Raw genomic sequence first — 22,144 nt, 5'->3', positions numbered from 1 at the left:
CGCGTCCGCTCGGCGCCGGGTCCCCACCTGGCGTCAGTGGCGTGCTGGTGTGTCACTGTGGTTGTCGCTCGTGCGTGATCATGCTGCACACGCTTTCGCTACGAGTCGTAGCGTAACTGTCCCCCGGCGCCGCCGTGCACCTTCCTCCGGTGATCTCCCTCACGGCTTCACACAACCGCCGGATTCGGCCATCGAGATTGCCGGATATGGTCACCGACATGCAGAGTCGCACTTCAGCCCCTCGTACGGGGCGCCCGCGCAGCGCCGCCGCGGACGCCGCGATCCTGGAGGCGACGCGCGCGGCCCTGGTCGAACTGGGCTGGTCCAAGATGACGTTGGGGGACGTGGCGACGCGCGCGGGGGTCGCCAAGACGACGCTCTACCGCCGCTGGGCCGGCAAGAACGAGCTCGTGGTCGACGCGGTGGCGGTCCTCTTCGACGAGCTGGAACTCCCCGACCGGGGCAGTCTGGCCGCCGACATCGAGGGCGTCGTGCTCCAGTTCGCGGCGATCCTGGACCGCCCTGAGACGAAGACCGCGCTGATGGCGGTGGTGGCCGAGTCCACCCGCGACGAACCCCTGCGCGAGCGCATCCGCACCTCGATCGTGGATCGCCAGAAGCGGCTGGTTCTGGAGGGGCGCGCCCGCGCCACCGCACGCGGGGAACTACCCCCGGAGACCGACGCGGCCACCGCCGCCCGCACGGCCGACCTGATCTTCGACGTGGTCGCGGGTGCCGTGGTGCACCGCACCCTCGTCAGCGCGGAGCCCGCTGACGAGGAGTGGGTGCACAGCTTCACCCGGGTGCTGCTGCTGGGTCTCGCGGGCGCCTCGGCCCAGCCCTGACGACCTGCCCGGAGACGGAGCAGGGGTGGCCGCGGCCGAGCGAACGGCCCCCGGCCACCCCGGTGAAGAGAACCCCCGGCCGGGCCGGGGAGCGGAAAGAGGGTCAGAAGCCCGCCGGCTCCGTGTAGATGCCCCACTCGTCCCGCAGGACGTCGCAGATCTCGCCCAGCGTGGCCTCCGCCCGGACGGCCTCCAGCATGGGGGCGATCATGTTCGACCCGTCGCGCGCGGCCACGAGCATCGCGTCCAGCGCCCCGCGCACGGCCACCTCGTCGCGTGCGGCCTTGCGCCCGCCGAGCACGCGCACCTGCTCCCGCTCCACCTCGTGGCTGACCCGGAGGATCTCCAGGTCGCCGGTGACGGAGCCGTGGTGGACGTTGACGCCGACGACGCGCTTGTCGCCCTTCTCCAGGGCCCGCTGGTACTGGAAGGCCGACTCGGCGATCTCGCCGGTGAACCAGCCGTCCTCGATGCCCCGCAGGATTCCGGAGGTGATCGGTCCGATGGGGTGCTGCCCGTCGGGGTGCGCCCGCAGGCCCCGCTCCTTGATCTGCTCGAAGATCTTCTCGGCGTCGGCCTCGATCCGGTCGGTGAGCTGCTCGACGTACCAGGAACCGCCCAGCGGGTCGGCCACGTTGGCGACGCCGGTCTCCTCCATCAGCACCTGCTGCGTGCGCAGGGCGATCTCGGCGGCCTGCTCGGACGGCAGGGCGAGGGTCTCGTCGAGGGCGTTGGTGTGCAGCGAGTTGGTCCCGCCGAGCACCGCCGCGAGCGCCTCCACGGCCGTGCGCACCACGTTGTTGTACGGCTGCTGGGCGGTCAGCGAGACTCCGGCCGTCTGCGTGTGGAAACGCAGCCACTGCGCCTTCTCCGACTTCGCGCCGTACACGTCGCGCATCCAGCGGGCCCAGATGCGCCGGGCCGCACGGAACTTGGCGATCTCCTCGAAGAAGTCGACGTGCGCGTCGAAGAAGAAGCTGAGGCCCGGGGCGAAGACGTCCACGTCGAGACCGCGGGACAGGCCCAGCTCGACGTACCCGAAGCCGTCGGCCAGCGTGTAGGCCAGCTCCTGCGCGGCCGTGGCCCCCGCCTCCCGGATGTGGTAGCCGGAGACGGAGAGGGGCTTGTACGCGGGGATCGAGGAGGCGCAGTGCTCCATGAGGTCCCCGATGAGGCGCAGGTGCGGCTCGGGCTGGAAGAGCCACTCCTTCTGCGCGATGTACTCCTTGAAGATGTCGGTCTGCAGGGTGCCGTTCAGGACGGCCGGGTCGATGCCCTGCCGCTCGGCCGCGACCAGGTACATGCAGAAGACCGGGACGGCCGGTCCGCTGATGGTCATCGACGTCGTGACGTCGCCCAGCGGGATGTCCTTGAACAGGACCTCCATGTCCGCGGCCGAGTCGATCGCGACACCGCAGTGCCCGACCTCGCCGAGCGAGCGCGGGTCGTCGGAGTCGCGGCCCATGAGCGTGGGCATGTCGAAGGCCACGGACAGGCCTCCGCCGCCGTTGGCCAGGATCATCTTGTAGCGCTCGTTGGTCTGCTCGGCGTTGCCGAACCCGGCGAACTGCCGGATGGTCCACGTACGCCCTCGGTAGCCGGTCGGATAGAGACCGCGGGTGAAGGGATACTCACCGGGCCATCCGATCCGCTCGAAGCCCTCATATGTGTCCCCGGGCCGGGGACCGTACACCGGCTCCACGGGGTCGCCGGAGAGCGTGGTGAAGTCGGCCTCGCGCTTGCGCGAGGCGTCGTAGCGGGCCTGCCAGCGGCGGCGGCCTTCCTCGATGGCGTCAGCGTCCATGTCTTCGAATTTACTAGGACGTCCTAGTAAATGTCGATGGGGAACCGCCGTACGGTGTCGTACGGCGGTGTGAACTATGCCTCGGCGACCGCGGGAGCGGCGTCCGCGACCCTCGACTCCAGCTCGCGCGAGATCCTGCGCTCCACGAAGAAGGCGGCCGTGGGGATCGTCCCCGCCAGCAGCACCCACAGCTGCTTGCCGACCGGCCACTTCGCCTTGGAGCCGAGATCGAAGGCGAAGACCAGGTAGACGACGTAGAGCCAGCCGTGGGCGATACCGACGACGCGCGTGAAGTCCGCGGCACCGTCCATGTCGAGCACGTACTTGGCGATCACACCGAGGGTCAGCAGGACCAGCAGCACACCGGTGACGTAGGCCATCACGCGGTACCTGGTCAGCACGCTCTTCTTCATGGGTACGAGCGTAACCACCCCATTTGCGCGATCTTCGCGCGCCCCCGCCCCCGTCCACCGGACGTGTGCCCCGCCACGCGCCCGCGGCGCCGTGCGTGCCGCCGCGGTCCCGTTGCCGTACGCATCGGCGGGGCCCTGCCCGTCCGCGGCGCCGAGCGCGCCGCGCGGTCCTACTCGTCCGCGAAGTCGTGCGCCGCGACCCGCAGCGGCCGCAGCATCGCGAAGATCTCCGCGCACTCCTCCGCGTCGTACACCCCGAGGCCGAAGTCCATCGCCATCAGGTCGCGGGTGGCCGCGTCACAGACCTCACGGCCCTTCGCGGTGATGGAGGCGAGCGTGCCACGCCCGTCGTTGGGGTTGGGCCGCTTGTCGACGAGCCCGGACCGCACCAGCCGGTCCACGGTGTTCGTGACGGACGTCGGGTGCACCATCAGCCGCTCGCCGATCTTGGACATCGGCAGCTCGCCCGCCTTGGAGAAGGTGAGCAGCACCAGCGCCTCGTACCGCGCGAAGGTCAGTTCGTACGGCTTGACGACGGCGTCCACCTCGGCGAGCAGGATCTGGTGCGCGCGCATGATCGACGTGATCGCGGCCATGGACGGAACCGATCCCCAGCGCTGCTTCCAGTGTTCGTCGGCGCGGGCGATCGGATCGAAGGCAAGACTGAGGGGCTTCGGCACGCCAAAGACCTTACCGGCCGGTCACATCGTGGTCAGCCCCGTCTCGCCTTTCGGTCGCCGGCCCCGGTCCGACGGGGATTCCGCCCTCTCCGGCACGGGCCGCCGCCCCCTCGTCCGCGCTCCGCGCCCGCCCCGATTCCGCCCGTCGCGCCTCCACCGCCAGCAGGACGCAGCAGACGGTGCCCAGCACACCCGCGCCCGCGACGGCCGCCCGCACCCCGGCGAACTCCGCGGCCACCCCCGCCAGCGCCATCCCGAGCCCCTGGACGGTCATCAGCCCCGCCGTGTTCAGGGTCATGGCCCGCCCTCGCAGCTCCTCCGGAACGGCCCGCACGAACCACTGGTCGAGGCCGAGCGTGTACGCCGACCCGGCACCCGCGAGCAGCAGCAGGACCAGTGACCAGCCGAGTCCGGGCCGCAGGGCGTAGCCCACGTAGGGAAGCAGGGTGACGCAGACCAGCGGGAGGGCGAGCCGGGTGCGGGTGGCCGGCCGCAGCCTCGCTCCGGCGTACAGCTCCCCCGCGATCGTGCCGACCGGCAGCGCGCACATCAGCAGGCCGAGCCCGGCCGGACCGGCGCTCAGCCCGTCGGCGTACGGAGCGGCCAGCGCCTCGGGCGCCACAGCGAACATCGGTGGCACCCAGAACAGCAGGAGCAGCGCGCGCACACGCCGGTCGGCGAGCACGAGCCGGGTGCCGCGCAGCGAGTCCCGCACCAGGGCCCCCGGCTGCCGGGCCCGCGCCGGGCGCCGCCGGGTGCCCAGACGCAGCAGTGCGGCGGACGCCAGGAACGTGCACACGGTGACGACGAGGGCGTGCCGCGGCGTGACGACGGTCAGCAGCAGCCCGCCGGCCGCGAAACCGGCGAGCAGCGCGCTCTGCGAGACGATCCGCAGCAGGGAACGGCCGAGCACGAACAGGTCTCCGTCGCCGAGCACGTCGGCGAGGGTCGCCGTCCGCGTCCCCTGGAAGACCGGCGAGATCACGGCGAGCGCGCACCGCATCGCGAGCAGTACGGCCGTGGGCGCGCCCGGCGTCACCATCACGGCCACGCACCCCGCGCACAGCAGGTCGCACACCACCAGCACCCGCCGGGCCGGGAAACGGTCGGCGACGCCCGCGAGGAGGGTTCCGCCGACGAGGTACGGCAGGAAGCCGAGCGCGAAGGTGAGGGAGCTCAGCAACGGGGAGCCCGTCAGGTCGTAGACCAGGACCGACAGGGCGATCTCGCTGACCACGAGCCCGAGCAGCGACAGGGCGTGCGCGGCGAAGACGGCCCTGAACTCCCGTACCGCGAGGACACGGCCGTAGCCCGTGACGTCGGAGTCGGGGTTCGCGGCGGACGGCACCGGGGTGCCCGCCGGTCCTGCCCGCCCCGTTCCCCCGGTGTCCCGCGCTTCCGCGTCCCGTGCTTCTCGCATGGGCAGCAGCGTGCCCGTACGTCGGCGGGACCCGTAGAGTTTCGGCGTCAGCCGAATCTTCGAGATCCCGCGCGGGAGGCGCCGTGCCGTCCCTGCTGCGCTTCGGGGAGGACGACCTCCTCAACTGCCGCTTCGCGGTGTCCCCGCTGTGGGAGACCCTGGAGGCGGTGCGGACCCTGAACCGTCCCGCACGCCACGGCTACCACGCGCACTGGCTGCGCCGGATCCGTGCCGTGGCGGCGGCGCTCGACCTCGCGCCCCTGTGGATGCTCATGCCGCACCGCGGCTACACGCCCGACTGGCTCGGCCGGCCGCCGATCGGCCCGGCCGCCGGCTTCGAGGAGGAGATCGCCGCGGTCCGCGCGGCGGACCCCGGGGCGGCCCGCGAGGAGACCGCACGGTCGCTCGAGGACACCCCCGGCGCCCTCGCGTCCGCCCGCGGACGGACCTTGCTGGAGGACCCGGTCCGCATGGTCGGGGAACTGGCCGACCTGGTGGAGGAGGCCTGGCACACCCTTCTCGAACCGGACTGGCCGCGGCTGCGGGCCCTGCTGGAGGCGGACGTCTCGTTCCACTCACGGCGGCTCGCGGAGGTCGGACTCGGCGGGCTGCTGCCGGAGATCGACCCGCGGTTCGGCTGGCGCGCCCGGACGCTGGCCGTCGAGTGGAAGGGGCTCCACGAACGGGACCTCGCGGGGCAGGGGCTCGTCCTGATGCCCAGCGTCTTCATCTGGCCCGACGTGGTCAGCTCCTACGACCCGCCCTGGCAGCCCACACTCGTCTATCCGGCGCGGGGCATCGGCGGTCTGTGGGCCGAACCGTCGGACCGGGCGCCCGACCCGCTCGTACGGCTGCTCGGGCGGGGGCGGGCCGCCGTCCTCACCGCACTGACCGAGCCCGCCACCACGACGGTCCTGGCGCGGCGTCTCGGGCTCGCGCCGTCCTCCGTGTCGGCCCACCTCGCGACGCTCCGCGACGCGGGCCTGCTCACCTCCCGCCGCTACGGCCACCAGGTCCTCTACGAGCACACACCCCTGGGCCTGGCGCTGGCGGCCGGAGCGGGGTGACCGCGGGGGCTCCGCACCCATGGCGCCGGCCGGGGCACGCCCGGCCTGCGCCGGCCCCCGGACACGAAGAAACCCCGGCCCGGCGGCCGGGGTTCGACAAGGGAATCGGTACGTAAGATCCAGTGGGCGCGGGCCTATGCGGACAGGTGCCGCTCCACCGTCTCCACCTTGGAGATCAGACCGTCCGTGACGCCGGGGCGGATGTCCGCCTTGAGGACGACCGAGACGCGCGGCGCGCGTTCCTCGACCACGGCGACGGCGCGCTTGACGACGTCCATCACTTCGTCCCACTCGCCCACGACGGAGGTGAACATCGCGTCGGTGCGGTTCGGCAGACCCGACTCCCGGACGACCCGGACGGCGTCGGCGACGTACTCCCCCACGTCCTCGCCGACACCCAGCGGCGTCACGGAGAAGGCGACGATCATGCGTTCACGATCCCTTCCTTGCGGGCGCGCGACGCGATCACCGCGTCCTCGGCCTCCCGCTTGAGCTTGCGCTCGGCGAAGAAGCCGCCGGTCGGCAGGACGGAGAGGACGAAGTAGAAGATGCCGGTCCCCGCGCTCCACCTGGCGCGGTTCCAGGCGTCCGCCCAGAAGATCACGTACAGGATGAACAGGACACCGTGGAGGGCTCCCATGACGGGCACCGCGTTGAAGTCCGTGGTCCGCTTGAGCACCGAGCAGACGAGCAGCAGCAGGAAGGAGACGGCCTCGGGGGCCGAGACCAGGCGGAGGCGGCGGAGGGCGGAGGCGGTCTTTATGTCCACGGTTCACCTTCGGTGAGAGATTCGCTGTCGACTTGATCGTCGCGTGGGGGTCGTACGGGCGGCGCCGGGGCTCGCTTTGTGAACGCAAGCACAAGCGTCGGTCCATTGTGGCACCCGCGCCCCGGCCGCCCCGGCAGGGGGGTGTCGGGGTGTCCTCGGGGTCGGGATCCTCCCCGGGGACCTGTCGGCCGTCCCACCCTGCGGCTACCTTCACACCGTGGCGATGTTCCGACTTCAAGGCAGCAAGGTGCTGGCCGTCGACATGACCGGGGACGCCGTGAAGGCGAAGAACGGCTCGATGGTCGCGTACGACGGCCAGATGGCCTTCAAGAAGCTGAGCGGGGGCGGTGAGGGCGTACGGGGGATGGTGACCCGGCGCCTCACCGGCGAGCAGATGACGGTGATGGAGGTGAAGGGGCACGGGACCTGCTGGTTCGCGGACCGGGCCGCCGAGATCAACCTCGTGAATCTCCAGGGGGACAAGCTGTACGTGGAGTCCAGCAATCTGCTCGCGACCGACGCGGGGCTGCGCACCGGCACGACCTTCACCGGGCTGCGCGGCGCCTCGCAGGGCAACGGGCTGTTCACGACCACAGTCGAGGGGCACGGGCAGGCGGCGATCACGTCGGACGGCCCGGCGGTGGTGCTGCGGGTGAGCTCCCAGTACCCGCTGACGGTCGACCCGGGCGCGTACATCGCGCACCAGGGCAATGTGCGGCAGTCGTTCCAGTCCGGCGTGACGTTCCGCACACTGCTCGGCGAGGGCGGCGGCGAGGCGTTCCAGATCCGCTTCGAGGGCGACGGTCTGGTCTATGTGCAGCCCAGTGAGCGCAACACGATCGCGGGGGACGTGTGAGATGCCGTTCCGTGAGGTGAACTCGAAGATGGTCGAGGCCACGGTGCTGCCGGGCCAGCGGATGTTCAGTCAGCGCGGCGCGATGCTCGCCTACCGCGGCGAGGTCTCCTTCACCCCCAACGTCCAGGGCGGTCAGGGCGGTGTGATGTCGATGATCGGCCGCCGCCTGGCGAACGAGGCGACGCCGCTCATGACGGTGGAGGGCTCGGGCACCGTGCTCTTCGGACACGGCGGCCACCACGTCCAGGTGATCGAGCTCACCGGAGACACCCTGTACGTGGAGGCGGACCGGCTGCTCGCCTTCGACGGCACGCTCCAGCAGGGGACGATGTTCCTCGGCTCGCAGGGCGGCGTCATGGGCATGGTGCGCGGCCAGGTCACCGGCCAGGGCCTGTTCACGACGACGCTCAAGGGGCACGGCGCGGTCGCCGTCATGGCGCACGGCGGCGTCTTCGAGGTCCCGATCACCCCGCAGCGCCCGGTGCACGTGGACCCGCAGGCGTACGTGGCGCACCACGGGGACGTGCGCAACAAGCTGTCGACGGCGCTGGGCTGGCGCGACATGGTCGGACGCGGCTCGGGCGAGGCCTTCCAGCTGGAGCTGAGCGGCAACGGCGCGGTGTACGTCCAGGCCTCGGAGGAGAAGCTGTGAGCGCGTACGGGACCCCGGGCGGCCCGGTCATCCACGACCCGATGACCCTGCCGGTCGACGACAACGTGAACAACTACACCTTCTGCGTGGAGCTCAAGGGGAGCCAGTGGTTCCTCCAGAAGGGGAAGATGATCGCCTACTACGGCTCGATGGAGTTCAACGGCGTCGGGCACGGCCGGCTGGACCGTCTGGTGCGAACGTCGTTCCATTCGCCTCTGCACGCGAGCGACTGGGTCGTGGCGGAGGGCTCGGGCAAGATGCTCCTCGCCGACCGGGCCTTCGACGTGAATTCGTACGACCTCGACGAGGGCAACCTGACCATTCGCTCGGGCAACCTGCTCGCTTTTCAGCCAAGTCTTGCCCTCAAACAGTCGATCGTGCCGGGCTTTCTGACCCTGATCGGAACCGGAAAGTTCGTGGCCGCGTCAAACGGTCCGGTGGTGTTCATGGAACCCCCGATCAGGGTGGACCCGCAGGCCCTGGTCGGCTGGGCCGACTGCCCGTCCCCCTGCCACCATTACGACCACGGGTACATGACAGGTGTAATGGGCGGTCTACGTGCGATGACGGGCCTCGGCGGGGCCTCCGGAGAGGAGCACCAGTTCGAGTTCGTCGGGGCCGGCACGGTGCTGCTCCAGTCCACCGAAACCCTGATGCCCGAGCAGGCCACGGGGGCGGTTCCGCAGCAGGCGGGAGTGCCGGGTGCGGGCGGGGTATCGGGGCAGCACGGGGCGCAAGCCGGCGCACCGCGCCTTCCCGGACAGCTGGGGGACCTCCAGCGTCGCTTCGGGCTGTGAGCGGTAGTCTGCGGAGTGTGACATCGAACGCGTGCGCACCGTCACACCACCCTCACTAGTTCGCCTTTCAACATTTTAGGTAGACTTCATTCATGGAGACCGAGACGGCCACGCGCTGGCTGACCGATGCGGAGCAGTGCGCCTGGCGCACCCACCTGGAGGTCAACAGGCTGTTGACGTACCAGCTCGAGAGGGACCTCCAGCCGTTCGGGCTGACGATGAACGACTACGAGATCCTGGTGAACCTCTCCGAGTCGGAGGGCGTACGGATGCGGATGAGCGACCTCGCGTCCGCGACCCTCCAGTCCAAGAGCCGACTCTCGCACCAGATCACCCGTATGGAGAACGCGGACCTGGTGCGCCGCGAGAACTGCGAGTCCGACCGCCGGGGACTTTATGCCGTCCTGACCCCGCACGGCATGGAGACGATGAAGAAGGTCGCGCCCCATCATGTGGCGTCCGTGCGCAAGCACTTCATCGACCTGCTGTCCCCCGAGGCGCTGGAAGACCTCCACAAGTCGCTGCGGCCGATCGCCGAGCACCTGCGCGGACAGCGCGGAAAGCCCTGACGAAGCGGGCGGGCGGCGGGAACACCGTCCCGCCGCCCGCCGCTTCTCATCGGGACGAGGACTCCGCCGAGCCGCCTTTCACGGAAGACGGCGCCGCCCCCTCCGGGTCCGACGGCGCACCGGAGGGCACGGCGGGCCGAGAGCGCCGGCCGCGGCCCGGCTCCGCCTCCCCTTCGTTCTCCGGGCCCATGAGGGGCCCCGCCCCCTCCGCCGTGGCCCCGCCACCCCAGCCGGAGACCAGCGCGGCAAGCAGCGCCACGGCCCCCGAGACCGCGAAGCACACACTCAGCGGCAGCCGCCCGACCAGCAGGCCGATCGCCGCCGTACCTCCCGAACTGCCCGCGTTCACGGCCGTGTTGACCCAGGCTCCCGCCTGGGTCCGGGAACCCTCCGGAGCCGTCTCGTCCGCCAGCAGATACGCCGTGGTGAGCGCCGGAGCCACGAAGAAGCCCGCGCAGGCCACCGCGGCCGCCAGCGTACCGAGGCCGGGGGCGAGTCCGGCGGCGGCCAGGGCCAGGCCCAGTCCGACGGCCAGCAGCGGCAGCCGGACGCGGGCGCTGGTACGCCAGTCGACGGCGCCGTTCAGCAGGCCGCCGACCGCGCTGCCTGCCGACAGCGCCGCGAGCACCCAGGCGACCACGTCGTCGCCATGGTGCCGTTCCCCGGCGAAGGCCAGGACCAGCAGGTCGACCGCGCCGAGGGACAGTCCGACCCCGGCGGCGACGACGACGGGCCGCACCAGCGCCCGCGCGGCACTCGGCCGGGCGACGCCGCGCCCGGGCTCGCGCACACCGGACGGCCGTACGCCGCGGACGGCCGGCGACGCGACGAACGCGAGCGTCCCGGCGCCCACCAGCAGCCCGCTGAGCGCGATGCCGGCCGCCGGGGGCGCGATCTGCACCAGCGCGCCGACCAGCAGCGGGCCGGAGACGAACAGCACTTCCTCAGCGACACCGTCCAGGCTGTAGGCGCGCTGCAACAGCAGCCGGTCGCCGACGAGTTCGCCCCAGACCGCGCGCATCGTGGGGCCGAGCGGAGGTGTGCAGGAACCCGCCGCGACCGCGACGGCGCCGAGCACCACCGGGGGCGCCCCGGGCCGCCAGCTCGCCGCCGCGAGCGTGCCGAGGAGCGCGGCGTAGAGCAGGGCCATGGGGAGCAGCGCGGCGCGCGGACCGTGCCGGTCGACCAGGGCCGCGCGCGCCGGGGACAGGAAGACGCTGGTGGCGCCGAACAGCGCCATCACCGTGCCGGCGACGGTGTACGACCCTGTGGCCCGGGTCACGGCCAGCATCACTGAGAGGGAGACGATCCCGTACGACAGGCGGCCCAGCAGGGCGGCGCCGAAGGTACGGCGGGCGTACGGGATACGCAGCACGGCGGCGTACGAGGGCCGTCCGGTGGAAGGCGTGGACATGCTCGTGATTCCTCTGTCGAGGCGAAAAGGGGGACACCGAGGGGCCGCGACGGCGCAGCACGCGTGCTGCCGACCGATCGCGGGCCTGGGTGGGCCCTACGCACAGAGGAGGAACATGCGCCCTAACTTAACAGCGGACACAACGAGTTGACCACCAGCCCCAACGCCCATCGATCGCCGGACGGCTGTTCTCAGCCCGACCGGCGCATGAGGACCAGACCGCCCAGACCCATCCCGGGGGCCTGAAGCCACCGCACACACCCAGCCCGACCGGCGCTTGAGGACGAGGCCGCCCAGGCCGATCCAGGGGTCTGGGGGCGGAGCCCGCAGGGACAGAGGACGAGGCCGCCCAGGCCGATCCGGGGTCTGGGGGCGGAGCCCGCAGGGACAAGGGGCGGGCAGGGGCGGAGGGGGCGAAACACGTCGGCCCCGGCGGTCGCTGGGCAGCGGTCTCCGGGGCCGGGTCAGGAACAGAGCAGGAGGGGTCAGCCCTCCCACGCAGGAGGGGTCACCCCGCGGGCGGCCCTCCGCGCGGGAAGAGGTCAGCCCTCGGTGAGCCCCTCCACAAGCGTGTCCGCGGCCCGGTACGGGTCGAGCTCCCCCGCCACGATCCGCTCCGCGAGCGCCCCGAGCCGCCGATCCCCGTGCAAGTCACCGATCCGCTGCCGCAACGCGGTGACGGCGATCGTCTCGACCTCCTGCGCGGCTCGCGCCCGGCGCCGCTCGGCGAGCACCCCGTGCTCCTCCATCCACGCCCGGTGCTTCTCCAGCGCCTCGACGACCTCGTCGACCCCCTCGCCACGGGCGGCGATCGTCTTCACGATCGGGGGCCGCCAGTCCCCGGGCGCCCGCGACTCCCCGAGCCCCAGCATGTGATTGAGCTCGCGGGCGGTGGCATCGGCGCCGTCCCGGTCGGCCTTGTTGACGACGTAGACGTCGCCGATCTCCAGGATTCCGGCCTTCGCGGCCTGGATGCCGTCCCCCATCCCGGGCGCCAGCAGGACCACCGAGGTGTCCGCCTGGGAGGCGATCTCGACCTCGGACTGCCCGACTCCGACGGTCTCGACGAGGATCACGTCGCAGCCCGCCGCGTCCAGCACCCGGATCGCCTGGGGGGCGGCCCAGGCGAGTCCGCCGAGGTGGCCGCGGGTCGCCATCGAGCGGATGTACACACCGGGGTCCGAGGCGTGCTCGGACATGCGTACGCGGTCGCCGAGCAGCGCTCCACCGCTGAACGGGGAGGACGGGTCGACGGCCAGCACTCCGACCCGCCTGCCCTGCTTCCGGTAGGCCGTGACCAGCGCCGACGTGGACGTCGACTTGCCGACGCCCGGCGAGCCGGTCAGCCCGACCACGTAGGCGTTGCCGGTGAGCGGCGCGAGCGCCGCCATGACCTCGCGGAGCTGCGGTGCCGCCCCCTCCACCAGGGAGATCAGCCGGGCCACGGCCCGCGGCCTGCCTTCCCTGGCCTGGGCCACCAGCGAGGAGACGTCCTGCATCACAGCTCCGTTCACGAGGGTTCTACGAGGAAAACGCGTGTCAGGCCTTGGGTACCCGCACGATGAGCGCGTCACCCTGACCGCCGCCGCCGCACAGCGCGGCCGCGCCGACACCTCCACCGCGCCGCTTCAGCTCGAGCGCGAGGTGCAGCACGAGCCGCGCGCCGGACATCCCGATCGGGTGACCGAGGGCGATGGCACCGCCGTTGACGTTCACCTTTTCCGTGGACACGCCGAGGTCCTTCATTGACTGGACGGCGACCGCGGCGAAGGCCTCGTTGATCTCGATGAGGTCGAGGTCCTCGACCTCCAGGCCCTCCTTCTTCAGCGCGTGCAGGATGGCGTTGGAGGGCTGCGACTGGAGAGAGTTGTCCGGACCGGCCACGTTGCCGTGGGCGCCGATCTCCGCGATCCACTCCAGGCCCAGCTCCTGCGCCTTGGCCTTGCTCATCACAACCACGGCGGCGGCGCCGTCGGAGATCTGCGAGGCGGTGCCCGCGGTGATCGTGCCGTCGCGGGTGAAGGCGGGGCGCAGCTTGCCGAGGGACTCGGCGGTGGTCTCGCCGCGGATGCCCTCGTCCTTGCTGAAGACGACGGGCTCGCCCTTGCGCTGCGGGATCTCGACCGGGGTGATCTCCGCCTCGAAGATGCCGTTCTTCTGGGCGGCGGCGGCGCGCTGGTGCGAGAGAGCCGCGATCTCGTCCTGCTCCGGACGGGTGATGCCGAGGCGTCCGTTGTGCTTCTCGGTGGACTCACCCATGGCGATGCCCTCGAAGGCGTCGGTGAGTCCGTCGTGCGCCATGGCGTCGAGCATCGCGATCGCGCCGTACTTGAATCCCTCGCGGGACTTCGGCAGCAGGTGCGGCGCGTTCGTCATCGACTCCTGGCCGCCCGCGACCACCACGTCGAACTCACCGGCGCGGATCAGCTGGTCGGCCAACGCGATGGCGTCGAGGCCGGACAGACACACCTTGTTGATCGTGAGCGCCGGTACGCCCATCGGGATGCCCGCCTTGACGGCCGCCTGACGGGCCGGGATCTGGCCTGCCCCGGCCTGGAGCACCTGGCCCATGATCACGTACTGCACCTGGTCGCCGCCGATCCCCGCACGGTCGAGGGCGGCCTTGATCGCGAAGCCTCCGAGCTCGGCTCCGGAGAATGATTTCAGGGAGCCCAGCAACCGTCCCATCGGGGTGCGGGCACCCGCGACGATCACGGAGGTCGTGCTGTTCGTTCCAGACATGAGGTGCGATCCCCTTCCAGCTTGCACAGCTGAGGAGTGAACGAGGGTTTACTCGAATGTACTGAGCGGTAAGCCACGCGTCATCCGGCCCGCGGTGTGATCGCGCGCACGTTGCGTAACCACTCGCGGAGCGCTGCACTGACTCCATGCTGACGCGAATCGACCACATCGGGATCGCCTGTTTCGACCTCGACAGGACTGTCGAGTTCTACCGGGCCACGTACGGCTTCGAAGTCTTCCACTCCGAGGTCAACGAGGAGCAGGGCGTGCGCGAGGCCATGCTCAAGATCAACGAGACGTCCGACGGCGGCGCCTCCTACCTCCAGCTGCTCGAACCCACCCGCGAGGACTCCGCCGTCGGGAAGTGGCTGGCCAAGAACGGCGAGGGCGTGCACCACATCGCCTTCGGCACGGCGGACGTGGACGGCGACGCCGCCGACATCCGCGGCAAGGGCGTACGGGTGCTCTACGACGAGCCTCGGATCGGGTCCATGGGGTCCCGGATCACCTTCCTGCACCCGAAGGATTGCCACGGTGTCCTGACAGAACTGGTCACTTCGGCGGCTGTTGAGTCACCTGAGCACTGACCTCCGTATATCTGGGCCGGTAGGGTTGGGGGCGGCCGTCGCCTCAGTGCGGTGACGGCCGAGGTCCTGCCGCATTCCAGCGAGCAGGACCGAGGGCCGGGGTCCAGGTTTCGGGGGTCGAGCGTCGGGGCAGCAGCCCATGCTCCGCCGTTGATCTGACACCATTCCCCGGGGGCCCCGTTCGGCGGATGGACGGAGCTCGTTCGGAAAGACTTGCGACCAGGGGACGGATGGGACCGCGCAGTGCGGGGCTACGAACGCCAGGAGCGAGAGCCGGCGGCTGACGTCGACCACCTCTCTCGGTTCGAGGCCGAGATGGAGCGGCTGAAGACCGAGCGGGAGAAGGCGGTCCAGCACGCCGAGGACCTCGGCTATCAGGTCGAGGTGCTGCGCGCCAAGCTGCACGAGGCGCGGCGCAGTCTGGCGACCCGTCCTGCCTACGACGGCGCCGACATCGGCTATCAGGCCGAGCAGCTGCTCCGCAATGCGCAGATCCAGGCCGACCAGCTGCGCTCGGACGCCGAGCGCGAACTCAGCCAGGCCCGCGCGCAGACCCAGCGCATCCTTCAGGAGCACGCCGAGCAGGCCGCCCGGCTCCAGGCCGAGCTGCACCAGGAGGCGGTCAACCGTCGCCAGCAGCTCGACCAGGAGCTGGCCGAGCGCCGTCAGACCGTCGAGTCGCACGTCAACGAGAACGTGGCGTGGGCGGAGCAGCTGCGCGCCCGCAGCGAGTCGCAGGCCCGCCGTCTCCTCGACGAGTCGCGCGCCGAGGCGGAACAGGCACTGGCCACCGCCCGCGCCGAGGCCGAGCGGATCGCCGGCGAGGCCCGCCAGCGGCTCACCAACGACGCCGAGGCGGCCCGCGCGGAGGCCGAGGCGCTGCTGCGCCGGGCCCGCACCGACGCCGAGCGGCTGCTCAACGCCGCGTCCACGCAGGCCCAGGAGGCCACCGACCACGCCGAGCAGCTGCGCAGCTCCACGGCGAGCGAGTCGGACACCGCACGCCGCCAGGCCTCGGAGCTGAGCCGGGCCGCCGAGCAGCGCATGTCGGAGGCCGAGACGGCGCTGCGCGAGGCGCGCGCGGAGGCGGACAAGGTCGTCGCCGAGGCGAAGGAGGCCGCGGCCAAGGCCCTGGCGACCGCCGAGTCGACGAACGAGCAGCGCACGCGGACCGCGAAGGAGCAGGTCGCCCGCCTGGTCAGCGAGGCCACCAAGGAGGCCGAGAACACCAGGTCCGAGGCCGAGCAGCTCGTCGCCGACGCCCGTACCGAGGCCGAGAGCATCATCGCGACGGCCAGCGAGAAGGCCCGCAGCCTCACGGCGGAGGAGACCGCCTCCCAGCTCTCCAAGGCGGCCCGCACCGCCGAGGAGGTGCTGAACAAGGCGTCCGAGGACGCCAAGAAGACGACGAAGGCCGCGTCCGACGAGGCCGAGCGGATCCGTTCCGAGGCGGAGGCCGAGGCCGACCGGCTGCGCGGCCAGGCGCACGACATCGCCGAGGAGCTCAAGGGCGCCGCCAAGGACGACACCAAGGAGTACCGCGCCAAGACCGTCGAGCTCCAGGAGGAGGCCCGCCGGCTGCGTGGCGAGGCCGAGCAGCTGCGGGCCGACGCGGTCGCCGAGGGCGAGCGCATCCGTGCGGAGGCGCGGCGCGAGGCCGTCCAGCAGATCGAGGAAGGGGCCAGGACCGCCGAGGAGCTGCTCGCCAAGGCGAAGGCGGACGCGGACGAGCTGCGGGCGACGGCCACGGCGGACAGCGAGAAGGTCCGCACCGAGGCCATCGAGCGCGCCACCACGCTGCGCCGGCAGGCCGAGGAGACGCTGGAGCGCACCCGGGCGGAGGCCGAGCGGCACCGCGCGGAGGTCGTCGAGCAGTCCGAGACGATCAAGGCGGAGGCCGAGCGGGCCGCCGAGGGGCTGCGCGAGGAGACCGAGCGGGCCATAGCGGCACGCCAGGCCGAGGCCGCCGAGGAGCTGTCCCGGCAGCACACGGAGGCCGAGGAGCGCCTCGCCAACGCCGAGCAGGCGCTGACGGACGCGCGTGCGGAGGCCGAGCGCATCCGGCGCGAGGCCGCCGAGGAGGCGGACCGGCTGCGGTCGGAGGCCGCCGAGCGGATCCGTACGCTCCAGGCGCAGGCCGAGACCGAGGCCGAGCGGCTACGCAACGAGGCGGCGGCGGACGCGTCCGCCTCCCGGGCCGAGGGCGAGGCCATCGCCGTACGGCTGCGGTCGGACGCCGCCGCGGAGGCCGAGCGGCTGAAGTCGGAGGCACAGGACACCGCGGACCGCGTGCGGGCCGAGGCGCAGGCCGCGGCCGAGCGGCTGGCGACCGAGGGCGCCGAGACCCTGGCCGCCGCGCAGGAGGAGGCCGCCCGCCGGCGGCGCGAGGCGGAGGAACTCCTCGGCTCCGCGCGCCAGGAGGCCGACCAGGAGCGCGAGCGGGCCCGCGAGCAGAGCGAGGAGCTCCTCGCGTCCGCCCGCAACCGCGTCGAGGAGGCCCAGGCCGAGGCGGTTCGCCTGGTCGAGGAGGCCGACCGGCGCGCCACCGAGATGGTGTCGAGCGCGGAGCAGACCGCCCAGCAGGTGCGCGACTCCGTGTCCGGGCTGCACGAGCAGGCTCAGGAGGAGATCACCGGGCTGCGGTCGGCGGCCGAACACGCGGCGGACCGTACGCGCAGCGAGGCGCAGGAGGAGGCGGACCGGGTCCGCGCCGACGCCTACGCGGAGCGCGAGCGGGCCTCCGAGGACGCGGCGCGCCTGCGCCGTGAGGCGGCCGAGGAGACGGAGGCCGCCAAGTCGCTCGCCGAGCGCACGCTGTCCGAGGCGGTCGCCGAGTCGGAGCGGCTGCGTTCGGACGCCGCCGAGCACGCCCAGCGGGTACGCACCGAGGCGTCGGACACCATCGCCAACGCCGACCAGGACGCCTCGCGCACCCGCGCCGACGCCCGTGAGGACGCGAACCGGATCCGTTCCGACGCGGCAACGCAGGCCGACACCCTGATCACCGAGGCGGCGTCGGAGGCCGAGCGGCTGGCGGCCGAGACCGCCGCCGAGGCCGAGCGGGTCCGCGCCGAGTCCGTGGCGAAGGCCGAGAAGCTCATCGCGGACGCGACGGGCGACGCGGAGCGGCTGCGCGCCGAGGCCGCCGAGACGGTCGGCTCCGCGCAGCAGCACGCCGAGCGGACCCGGGCCGAGGCGGAGCGCGTCAAGGCGCGGGCCGAGGAGGAGGCCGAGCGGCTCACCTCGTCGGCGCGCGAGGAGGCCGAGCGGATGCTGGACGAGGCGCGTCAGGAGGCCAACAAGCGGCGCTCGGAGGCCGCCGAGCAGGTCGACACGCTCATCTCGGAGACGGCGTCCGAGGCGGACAAGCTGCTCGCCGAGGCCCAGCAGAGCGCACAGAAGACCACGGCGGACGCCGAGTCGCAGGCCGACACGATGGTCGGCGTCGCGCGGGGCGAGGCCGAGCGCCTGGTCTCCGAGGCGACCGTGGAGGGCAACACCCTGGTGGAGCGGGCCCGCACGGACGCGGACGAGCTGCTGGTCGGTGCGCGCCGGGACGCGACGGCGATCCGGGAGCGCGCGGAGGAGCTGCGCGACCGGATCACCTCGGAGATCGAGGACCTGCACGAGCGGGCGCGCCGCGAGTCGGCCGAGGCGATGAAGACGGCCGGCGAACGCTGCGACACGCTGGTGAAGGCCGCCGAGGACCAGCTCGCCGAGGCCGAGGCGAAGGCGAAGGACCTGCTCTCGGAGGCCAATTCCGAGGCCAGCAAGGTGCGTATCGCCGCCGTGAAGAAGGCGGAGGGTCTCCTCAAGGAGGCCGAGCAGAAGAAGCACTCGGTCGTCGCCGAGGCGGAGAAGATCAGGTCCGAGGCCATCCAGGAGGCCAAGGCGGCCGTCGAGGAGGGCAAGCGCGACCTGGAGGTCCTGGTGCGGCGCCGCGAGGACATCAACGCCGAGATCTCACGCGTCCAGGACGTCCTGGAGGCGCTGGAGTCCTTCGAGGCGCCGTCCGGCGGCAAGGAAAGCGGGGTCAAGGCGGGGGCCGCCGCCGGCGCTACCCGTTCGAGTGGCAAGTCGTCAGAGGGCTAGCCAGAAGCACCGATTCCGTGCTTTGCCGGGACCTTTCACACAGGCTCTGGCAAGCCCTCCGACAGCTAGCCACCCAAAAGGAGTGTCATTCTCCAGATCAAACACGTATCCGCTCGATGACACACCGCTTTGGCCCCTAGGATTCCCCTATCACCTCACCGGTCTCATTCGACAGGAACCCCATGAGCGACACTTCCCCCTACGGCTTCGAGCTTGTGCGGCGTGGGTACGACCGCGCTCAGGTGGACGAACGCATCTCGAAGCTCGTCTCCGACCGTGACAGCGCTCTGGCCCGCATCACTGCTCTGGAAAAGCGCATCGAGGAGCTCCACCTCGAAACGCAGAACGCCCAGGCCCAGGTCACCGACGCAGAGCCGTCGTACGCGGGTCTCGGCGCGCGGGTCGAGAAGATCCTCCGCCTCGCCGAGGAGGAGGCGAAGGACCTGCGCGAGGAGGCCCGTCGCGCTTCCGAGCAGCACCGCGAGCTCGCCGAGTCGGCGGCCCAGCAGGTGCGCAACGACGCAGAATCGTTCGCCGCGGACCGCAAGGCCAAGGCGGAGGACGAGGGCGTCCGGATCGTCGAGAAGGCCAAGAGCGACGCCTCCCAGCTGCGATCCGATGCGCAGAAGGACGCGCAGTCCAAGCGTGAGGAGGCGGACGCCCTCTTCGAGGAGACCCGCGCCAAGGCCGCGCAGGCCGCCGCGGACTTCGAGACGAACCTCGCCAAGCGCCGCGAGCAGTCGGAGCGGGACCTGGCCTCGCGTCAGGCCAAGGCCGAGAAGCGCCTCGCGGAGATCGAGCACCGCGCCGAGCAGCTCCGCCTGGAGGCCGAGAAGCTGCGCACGGACGCCGAGCGCCGCGCCCGCCAGACGGTGGAGACGGCTCAGCGCCAGGCCGAGGACATCGTGGCCGACGCGAACGCCAAGGCCGACCGGATCCGTTCGGAATCCGAGCGCGAGCTCGCGGCCCTCACCAACCGCCGCGACTCGATCAACGCCCAGCTCACCAACGTCCGCGAGATGCTCGCGACGCTCACGGGCGCCGCGGTGGCCGCTGCCGGCACGCCGGCCGAGGACGAGCCGATCTCCCGTGGTGTTCCGGCCCAGCAGTCCCGGTAACCGCAGGACCGGCTGACGACGCCGCAGGCCCGCACCCTCTCCTCGGGGTGCGGGCCTTCGTCGTGCCGGGATGCTCAAGTGGCAGGCCTCTGTACCCCGTCTTAGCGTGGCCGCATGATCGAACTCGTGGGGCTGACCAAGCGGTACGGCGAGAAGGTGGCGGTCAACAACCTCACCTTCACCGTCAGACCGGGCATCGTGACGGGCTTCCTCGGCCCGAACGGCGCCGGCAAGTCCACCACGATGCGGATGGTGCTCGGGCTCGACCACCCCACCACGGGCGACGTACGGATCGACGGCCGCCACTACGACCATCTCAAGGACCCGCTCAAGTACATCGGCGCCCTGCTGGACGCGAAGGCCATGCACGGCGGGCGCAGCGCCTTCAACCACCTGCTGTGTCTGGCCCAGAGCAACGGCATCCCGAGGGCGCGGGTGCACGAGGTCCTCGACACGGTGGGGCTCACCGCGGTGGCGAGGAAGAAGGCGAAGGGCTTCTCGCTCGGCATGGGCCAGCGGCTCGGCATCGCGGGCGCGCTGCTCGGCGACCCGCGGATCCTGATGTTCGACGAACCGGTCAACGGCCTCGATCCCGAGGGCATCCACTGGATCCGCAACCTGATGAAGTCCCTGGCCGCCCAGGGGCGTACGGTCTTCGTCTCCTCGCACCTGATGAGCGAGATGGCGCTGACCGCCGACCACCTGGTCGTCATCGGCCAGGGGCGGCTGCTCGCCGACACGTCCATGGCCGACTTCATCCAGCAGAACTCGCGGTCCTACGTGCGGATCCGCTCCCCGCAGCGCGAGCGGCTGCTCGACGTGCTGCACGGCGCGGGCATCACCGTCGTCGAGTCGGGCAGCGGCACGCTGGAAGTGGACAGCGGCAAGCCGGAGCACATCGGTGAGCTGGCCGCCCAGCACCAGATCGTGCTGCACGAGCTCAGTCCGCAGCAGGCCTCCTTGGAGGAGGCCTTCATGCAGCTGACCGCGGAGTCGGTGGAGTACCACGCGCACGCGGACACCCCGCACGCACCGCCGGAGCCCCGCCGGGAATGGGGCAGCGACTGGAAGAGGGGGGCCTGACCATGGCCGCGTCCCAGGTCCTGCGGTCCGAGTGGACCAAGATCCGGTCGGTCTCGTCGACGGTGTGGACCCTGAGTCTCGCCGCGGTCGTCACGATCGCCCTGGGCATCCTGATCTCGCTGCTGTCGAAGAACGAGTTCGACCGGATGAGCGTGAAGGACCGGCTGTCCTTCGACCCCACGTTCATCAGCTTCGCCGGCATGAGCCTCGGGCAGCTCGCGATGATCGTGTTCGGGGTGCTGGTGGTGAGCAACGAGTACAGCACCGGCATGATCCGTACCTCGCTCGCCGCGGTCCCGCAGCGCGGCATGTTCCTGTCCGGCAAGATCACGGTCGCCGCGGTGCTCGCCCTCGTGGTCGGCCTCGTCACCAGCTTCGTCGCCTTCTTCCTCGGTCAGGCCGCGCTCGGCCCGCACCGGGCGTCGATCGGCGACGCCGGTGTCCTGCGCGCGGTGATCGGCGGCGGCCTGTACATGACGCTGATCGCCGTGTTCTCGATGGGCGTCGCGACGATGCTGCGCAGTCCGATGCTCTCGCTGGGCATCCTGATGCCGTTCTTCTTCCTGATCTCCAACATCCTGGGCGCGGTCTCCGCGACCAAGAAGGTGGGCCGCTACCTGCCCGACCAGGCCGGCAGCAAGATCATGCAAGTGGTGACGCCGCTCGGCGACGACACCCCGTACGGGCCCTGGGGCGGCTTCGGGATCATGGTGCTGTGGGTGATCGCGGCGCTGCTCGGGGGGTACGCGCTGCTGAAGAAGCGGGACGCTTGACTTGCTCCTCGGGGTGGCCCCCGAGGATTCCGACCTTCTCGTTCGTCGCGGTGCCGCCACGCGGCACCGGGGTTGCTGTGCCACTACGCGGCACAGGGTTCGAGCGGGAATCCGTGGCTTCCTGCTTCGTCGCGCTGGGCCGGAAGGGGTCCGGCTTCCCGCCTTCGTCGATCCGGCGGACCTGCGGCTGTACGACGACCTGCCGCCGTCGGGCGACTCGCTGCCGTAGGGCACGCCGCGCGGGCACCTGGACCTCCGGGGTCCGGGTTCCGGCGATGTCTCCGGGGTCCGGGTTCCCGGTTCCGGAGGTGTCTCCGGGCCCTTCGGGACGTTGCCGGAACACGGCGGTTTCTGCCCCTCGGGGTTCCGTCCCGCCCCTGACCTGCGAAGACGCGTACCTGACAATACGACCGTGTGACCTGCGTGGTTTTACTTTCCCTTGAGTGGAACCGTCAGCGCCCCG

Annotated in this window: 20 protein-coding genes; 11 read left to right on the top strand and 9 right to left on the bottom strand. The window is 71.5% G+C overall.

The genetic code is table 11. The annotated features are described in order from the left end of the window. Nucleotides 1-218: 218 nt before the first annotated feature. A complete protein-coding gene (locus H305_RS0133260) occupies nt 219-845 on the top strand; it encodes a TetR/AcrR family transcriptional regulator (RefSeq protein ID WP_028804269.1) in 627 nt (208 codons plus the stop codon). A gap of 103 nt (nt 846-948) precedes the next feature. Here the strand turns inward: H305_RS0133260 and H305_RS0133255 are convergent, their stop codons facing one another. From H305_RS0133255 to H305_RS47720, 4 genes are all read right to left on the bottom strand, one after another. Continuing rightward, nucleotides 949-2,649: an acyl-CoA mutase large subunit family protein gene (locus H305_RS0133255; RefSeq protein ID WP_028804268.1), complete on the bottom strand. Its 1,701-nt coding sequence runs from the start codon at nt 2,647-2,649 to the stop codon at nt 949-951. Nucleotides 2,650-2,723: 74 nt separating this feature from the next. Next, nucleotides 2,724-3,062 carry a DUF3817 domain-containing protein gene (locus H305_RS0133250; RefSeq protein WP_028804267.1) on the bottom strand — a complete coding sequence of 113 codons (339 nt, stop codon included), beginning with the start codon at nt 3,060-3,062 and terminating at the stop codon, nt 2,724-2,726. 170 nt (nt 3,063-3,232) lie between these two features. Further along, a complete protein-coding gene (locus H305_RS0133245) occupies nt 3,233-3,742 on the bottom strand; it encodes a MarR family winged helix-turn-helix transcriptional regulator (RefSeq protein ID WP_028804266.1) in 510 nt (169 codons plus the stop codon). A gap of 10 nt (nt 3,743-3,752) precedes the next feature. After that, complete coding sequence (locus H305_RS47720) at nt 3,753-5,162, bottom strand: MFS transporter (protein WP_078629370.1); 1,410 nt, start codon at nt 5,160-5,162, stop codon at nt 3,753-3,755. A gap of 83 nt (nt 5,163-5,245) precedes the next feature. On the opposite strand from H305_RS47720, the gene H305_RS0133235 reads away from it, so the two are divergent. Next, nucleotides 5,246-6,229 (top strand): ArsR/SmtB family transcription factor, encoded by a 984-nt coding sequence (locus H305_RS0133235; RefSeq protein WP_028804265.1) that lies wholly within the window; start codon nt 5,246-5,248, stop codon nt 6,227-6,229. Nucleotides 6,230-6,363: 134 nt separating this feature from the next. On the opposite strand, the gene H305_RS0133230 is transcribed toward H305_RS0133235, so the two are convergent. Next, nucleotides 6,364-6,657, bottom strand: a complete 294-nt coding sequence (locus tag H305_RS0133230) for an MTH1187 family thiamine-binding protein (protein ID WP_028804264.1) — start codon at nt 6,655-6,657, stop codon at nt 6,364-6,366. Beyond that, the gene (locus tag H305_RS0133225) at nt 6,654-6,998 is read right to left on the bottom strand and encodes a DUF3817 domain-containing protein (protein WP_028804263.1); all 345 of its coding nucleotides are present in this window, start codon (nt 6,996-6,998) and stop codon (nt 6,654-6,656) included. The genes H305_RS0133230 and H305_RS0133225 overlap by 4 nt, the downstream gene beginning before the upstream one ends. A 223-nt stretch (nt 6,999-7,221) precedes the next feature. Here H305_RS0133225 and H305_RS0133220 point away from each other — a divergent pair, with 223 nt between their 5' ends. The 4 genes from H305_RS0133220 to H305_RS0133205 all read left to right on the top strand — a co-directional run bounded on the left by H305_RS0133220 (nt 7,222) and on the right by H305_RS0133205 (nt 9,872). Further along, nucleotides 7,222-7,854, top strand: a complete 633-nt coding sequence (locus tag H305_RS0133220; protein WP_037766092.1) for an AIM24 family protein — start codon at nt 7,222-7,224, stop codon at nt 7,852-7,854. A gap of 1 nt (nt 7,855) precedes the next feature. Next, the gene (locus tag H305_RS0133215; RefSeq protein ID WP_028804261.1) at nt 7,856-8,506 is read left to right on the top strand and encodes an AIM24 family protein; all 651 of its coding nucleotides are present in this window, start codon (nt 7,856-7,858) and stop codon (nt 8,504-8,506) included. Then, the gene (locus H305_RS0133210; protein WP_028804260.1) at nt 8,503-9,303 is read left to right on the top strand and encodes an AIM24 family protein; all 801 of its coding nucleotides are present in this window, start codon (nt 8,503-8,505) and stop codon (nt 9,301-9,303) included. Before H305_RS0133215 ends, H305_RS0133210 begins: the two co-directional genes overlap by 4 nt. Nucleotides 9,304-9,395: 92 nt before the next feature. Continuing rightward, the gene (locus H305_RS0133205) at nt 9,396-9,872 is read left to right on the top strand and encodes a MarR family winged helix-turn-helix transcriptional regulator (RefSeq protein ID WP_028804259.1); all 477 of its coding nucleotides are present in this window, start codon (nt 9,396-9,398) and stop codon (nt 9,870-9,872) included. Between the two features lie 46 nt (nt 9,873-9,918). On the opposite strand, the gene H305_RS47715 is transcribed toward H305_RS0133205, so the two are convergent. The 3 genes from H305_RS47715 to H305_RS0133190 all read right to left on the bottom strand — a co-directional run bounded on the left by H305_RS47715 (nt 9,919) and on the right by H305_RS0133190 (nt 14,028). Further along, nucleotides 9,919-11,286 (bottom strand): MFS transporter, encoded by a 1,368-nt coding sequence (locus tag H305_RS47715; protein WP_078629369.1) that lies wholly within the window; start codon nt 11,284-11,286, stop codon nt 9,919-9,921. Nucleotides 11,287-11,828: 542 nt separating this feature from the next. Next, on the bottom strand, nt 11,829-12,785 hold the full coding sequence (meaB, locus tag H305_RS0133195) for a methylmalonyl Co-A mutase-associated GTPase MeaB (protein WP_028804258.1): 957 nt from the start codon (nt 12,783-12,785) through the stop codon (nt 11,829-11,831). Between the two features lie 40 nt (nt 12,786-12,825). Beyond that, entirely contained in the window at nt 12,826-14,028 is a 1,203-nt protein-coding gene (locus tag H305_RS0133190; protein WP_028804257.1) for an acetyl-CoA C-acetyltransferase, read from the bottom strand. 146 nt (nt 14,029-14,174) lie between these two features. Between H305_RS0133190 and mce the strand changes: the two genes are divergently transcribed. The 5 genes from mce (at nt 14,175) to H305_RS0133165 (ending at nt 21,681) form a co-directional block, all read left to right on the top strand. After that, nucleotides 14,175-14,615 (top strand): methylmalonyl-CoA epimerase, encoded by a 441-nt coding sequence (mce, locus tag H305_RS0133185; protein ID WP_028804256.1) that lies wholly within the window; start codon nt 14,175-14,177, stop codon nt 14,613-14,615. Nucleotides 14,616-14,858: 243 nt separating this feature from the next. After that, nucleotides 14,859-18,707 carry a polarized growth protein Scy gene (scy, locus tag H305_RS0133180; RefSeq protein ID WP_028804255.1) on the top strand — a complete coding sequence of 1,283 codons (3,849 nt, stop codon included), beginning with the start codon at nt 14,859-14,861 and terminating at the stop codon, nt 18,705-18,707. A 182-nt stretch (nt 18,708-18,889) separates the two neighbouring features. Next, nucleotides 18,890-19,825: a cellulose-binding protein gene (locus H305_RS0133175; RefSeq protein WP_028804254.1), complete on the top strand. Its 936-nt coding sequence runs from the start codon at nt 18,890-18,892 to the stop codon at nt 19,823-19,825. A 114-nt stretch (nt 19,826-19,939) separates the two neighbouring features. Next, the gene (locus tag H305_RS0133170; RefSeq protein WP_028804253.1) at nt 19,940-20,908 is read left to right on the top strand and encodes an ABC transporter ATP-binding protein; all 969 of its coding nucleotides are present in this window, start codon (nt 19,940-19,942) and stop codon (nt 20,906-20,908) included. A gap of 2 nt (nt 20,909-20,910) precedes the next feature. Beyond that, on the top strand, nt 20,911-21,681 hold the full coding sequence (locus H305_RS0133165) for an ABC transporter permease (RefSeq protein ID WP_028804252.1): 771 nt from the start codon (nt 20,911-20,913) through the stop codon (nt 21,679-21,681). Nucleotides 21,682-22,144: the final 463 nt, after the last annotated feature.

Source organism: Streptomyces sp. 142MFCol3.1 (assembly GCF_000424945.1).
Classification (GTDB): domain Bacteria; phylum Actinomycetota; class Actinomycetes; order Streptomycetales; family Streptomycetaceae; genus Streptomyces; species Streptomyces siamensis.
This window is presented reverse-complemented; position numbering and strand designations above follow the sequence as displayed.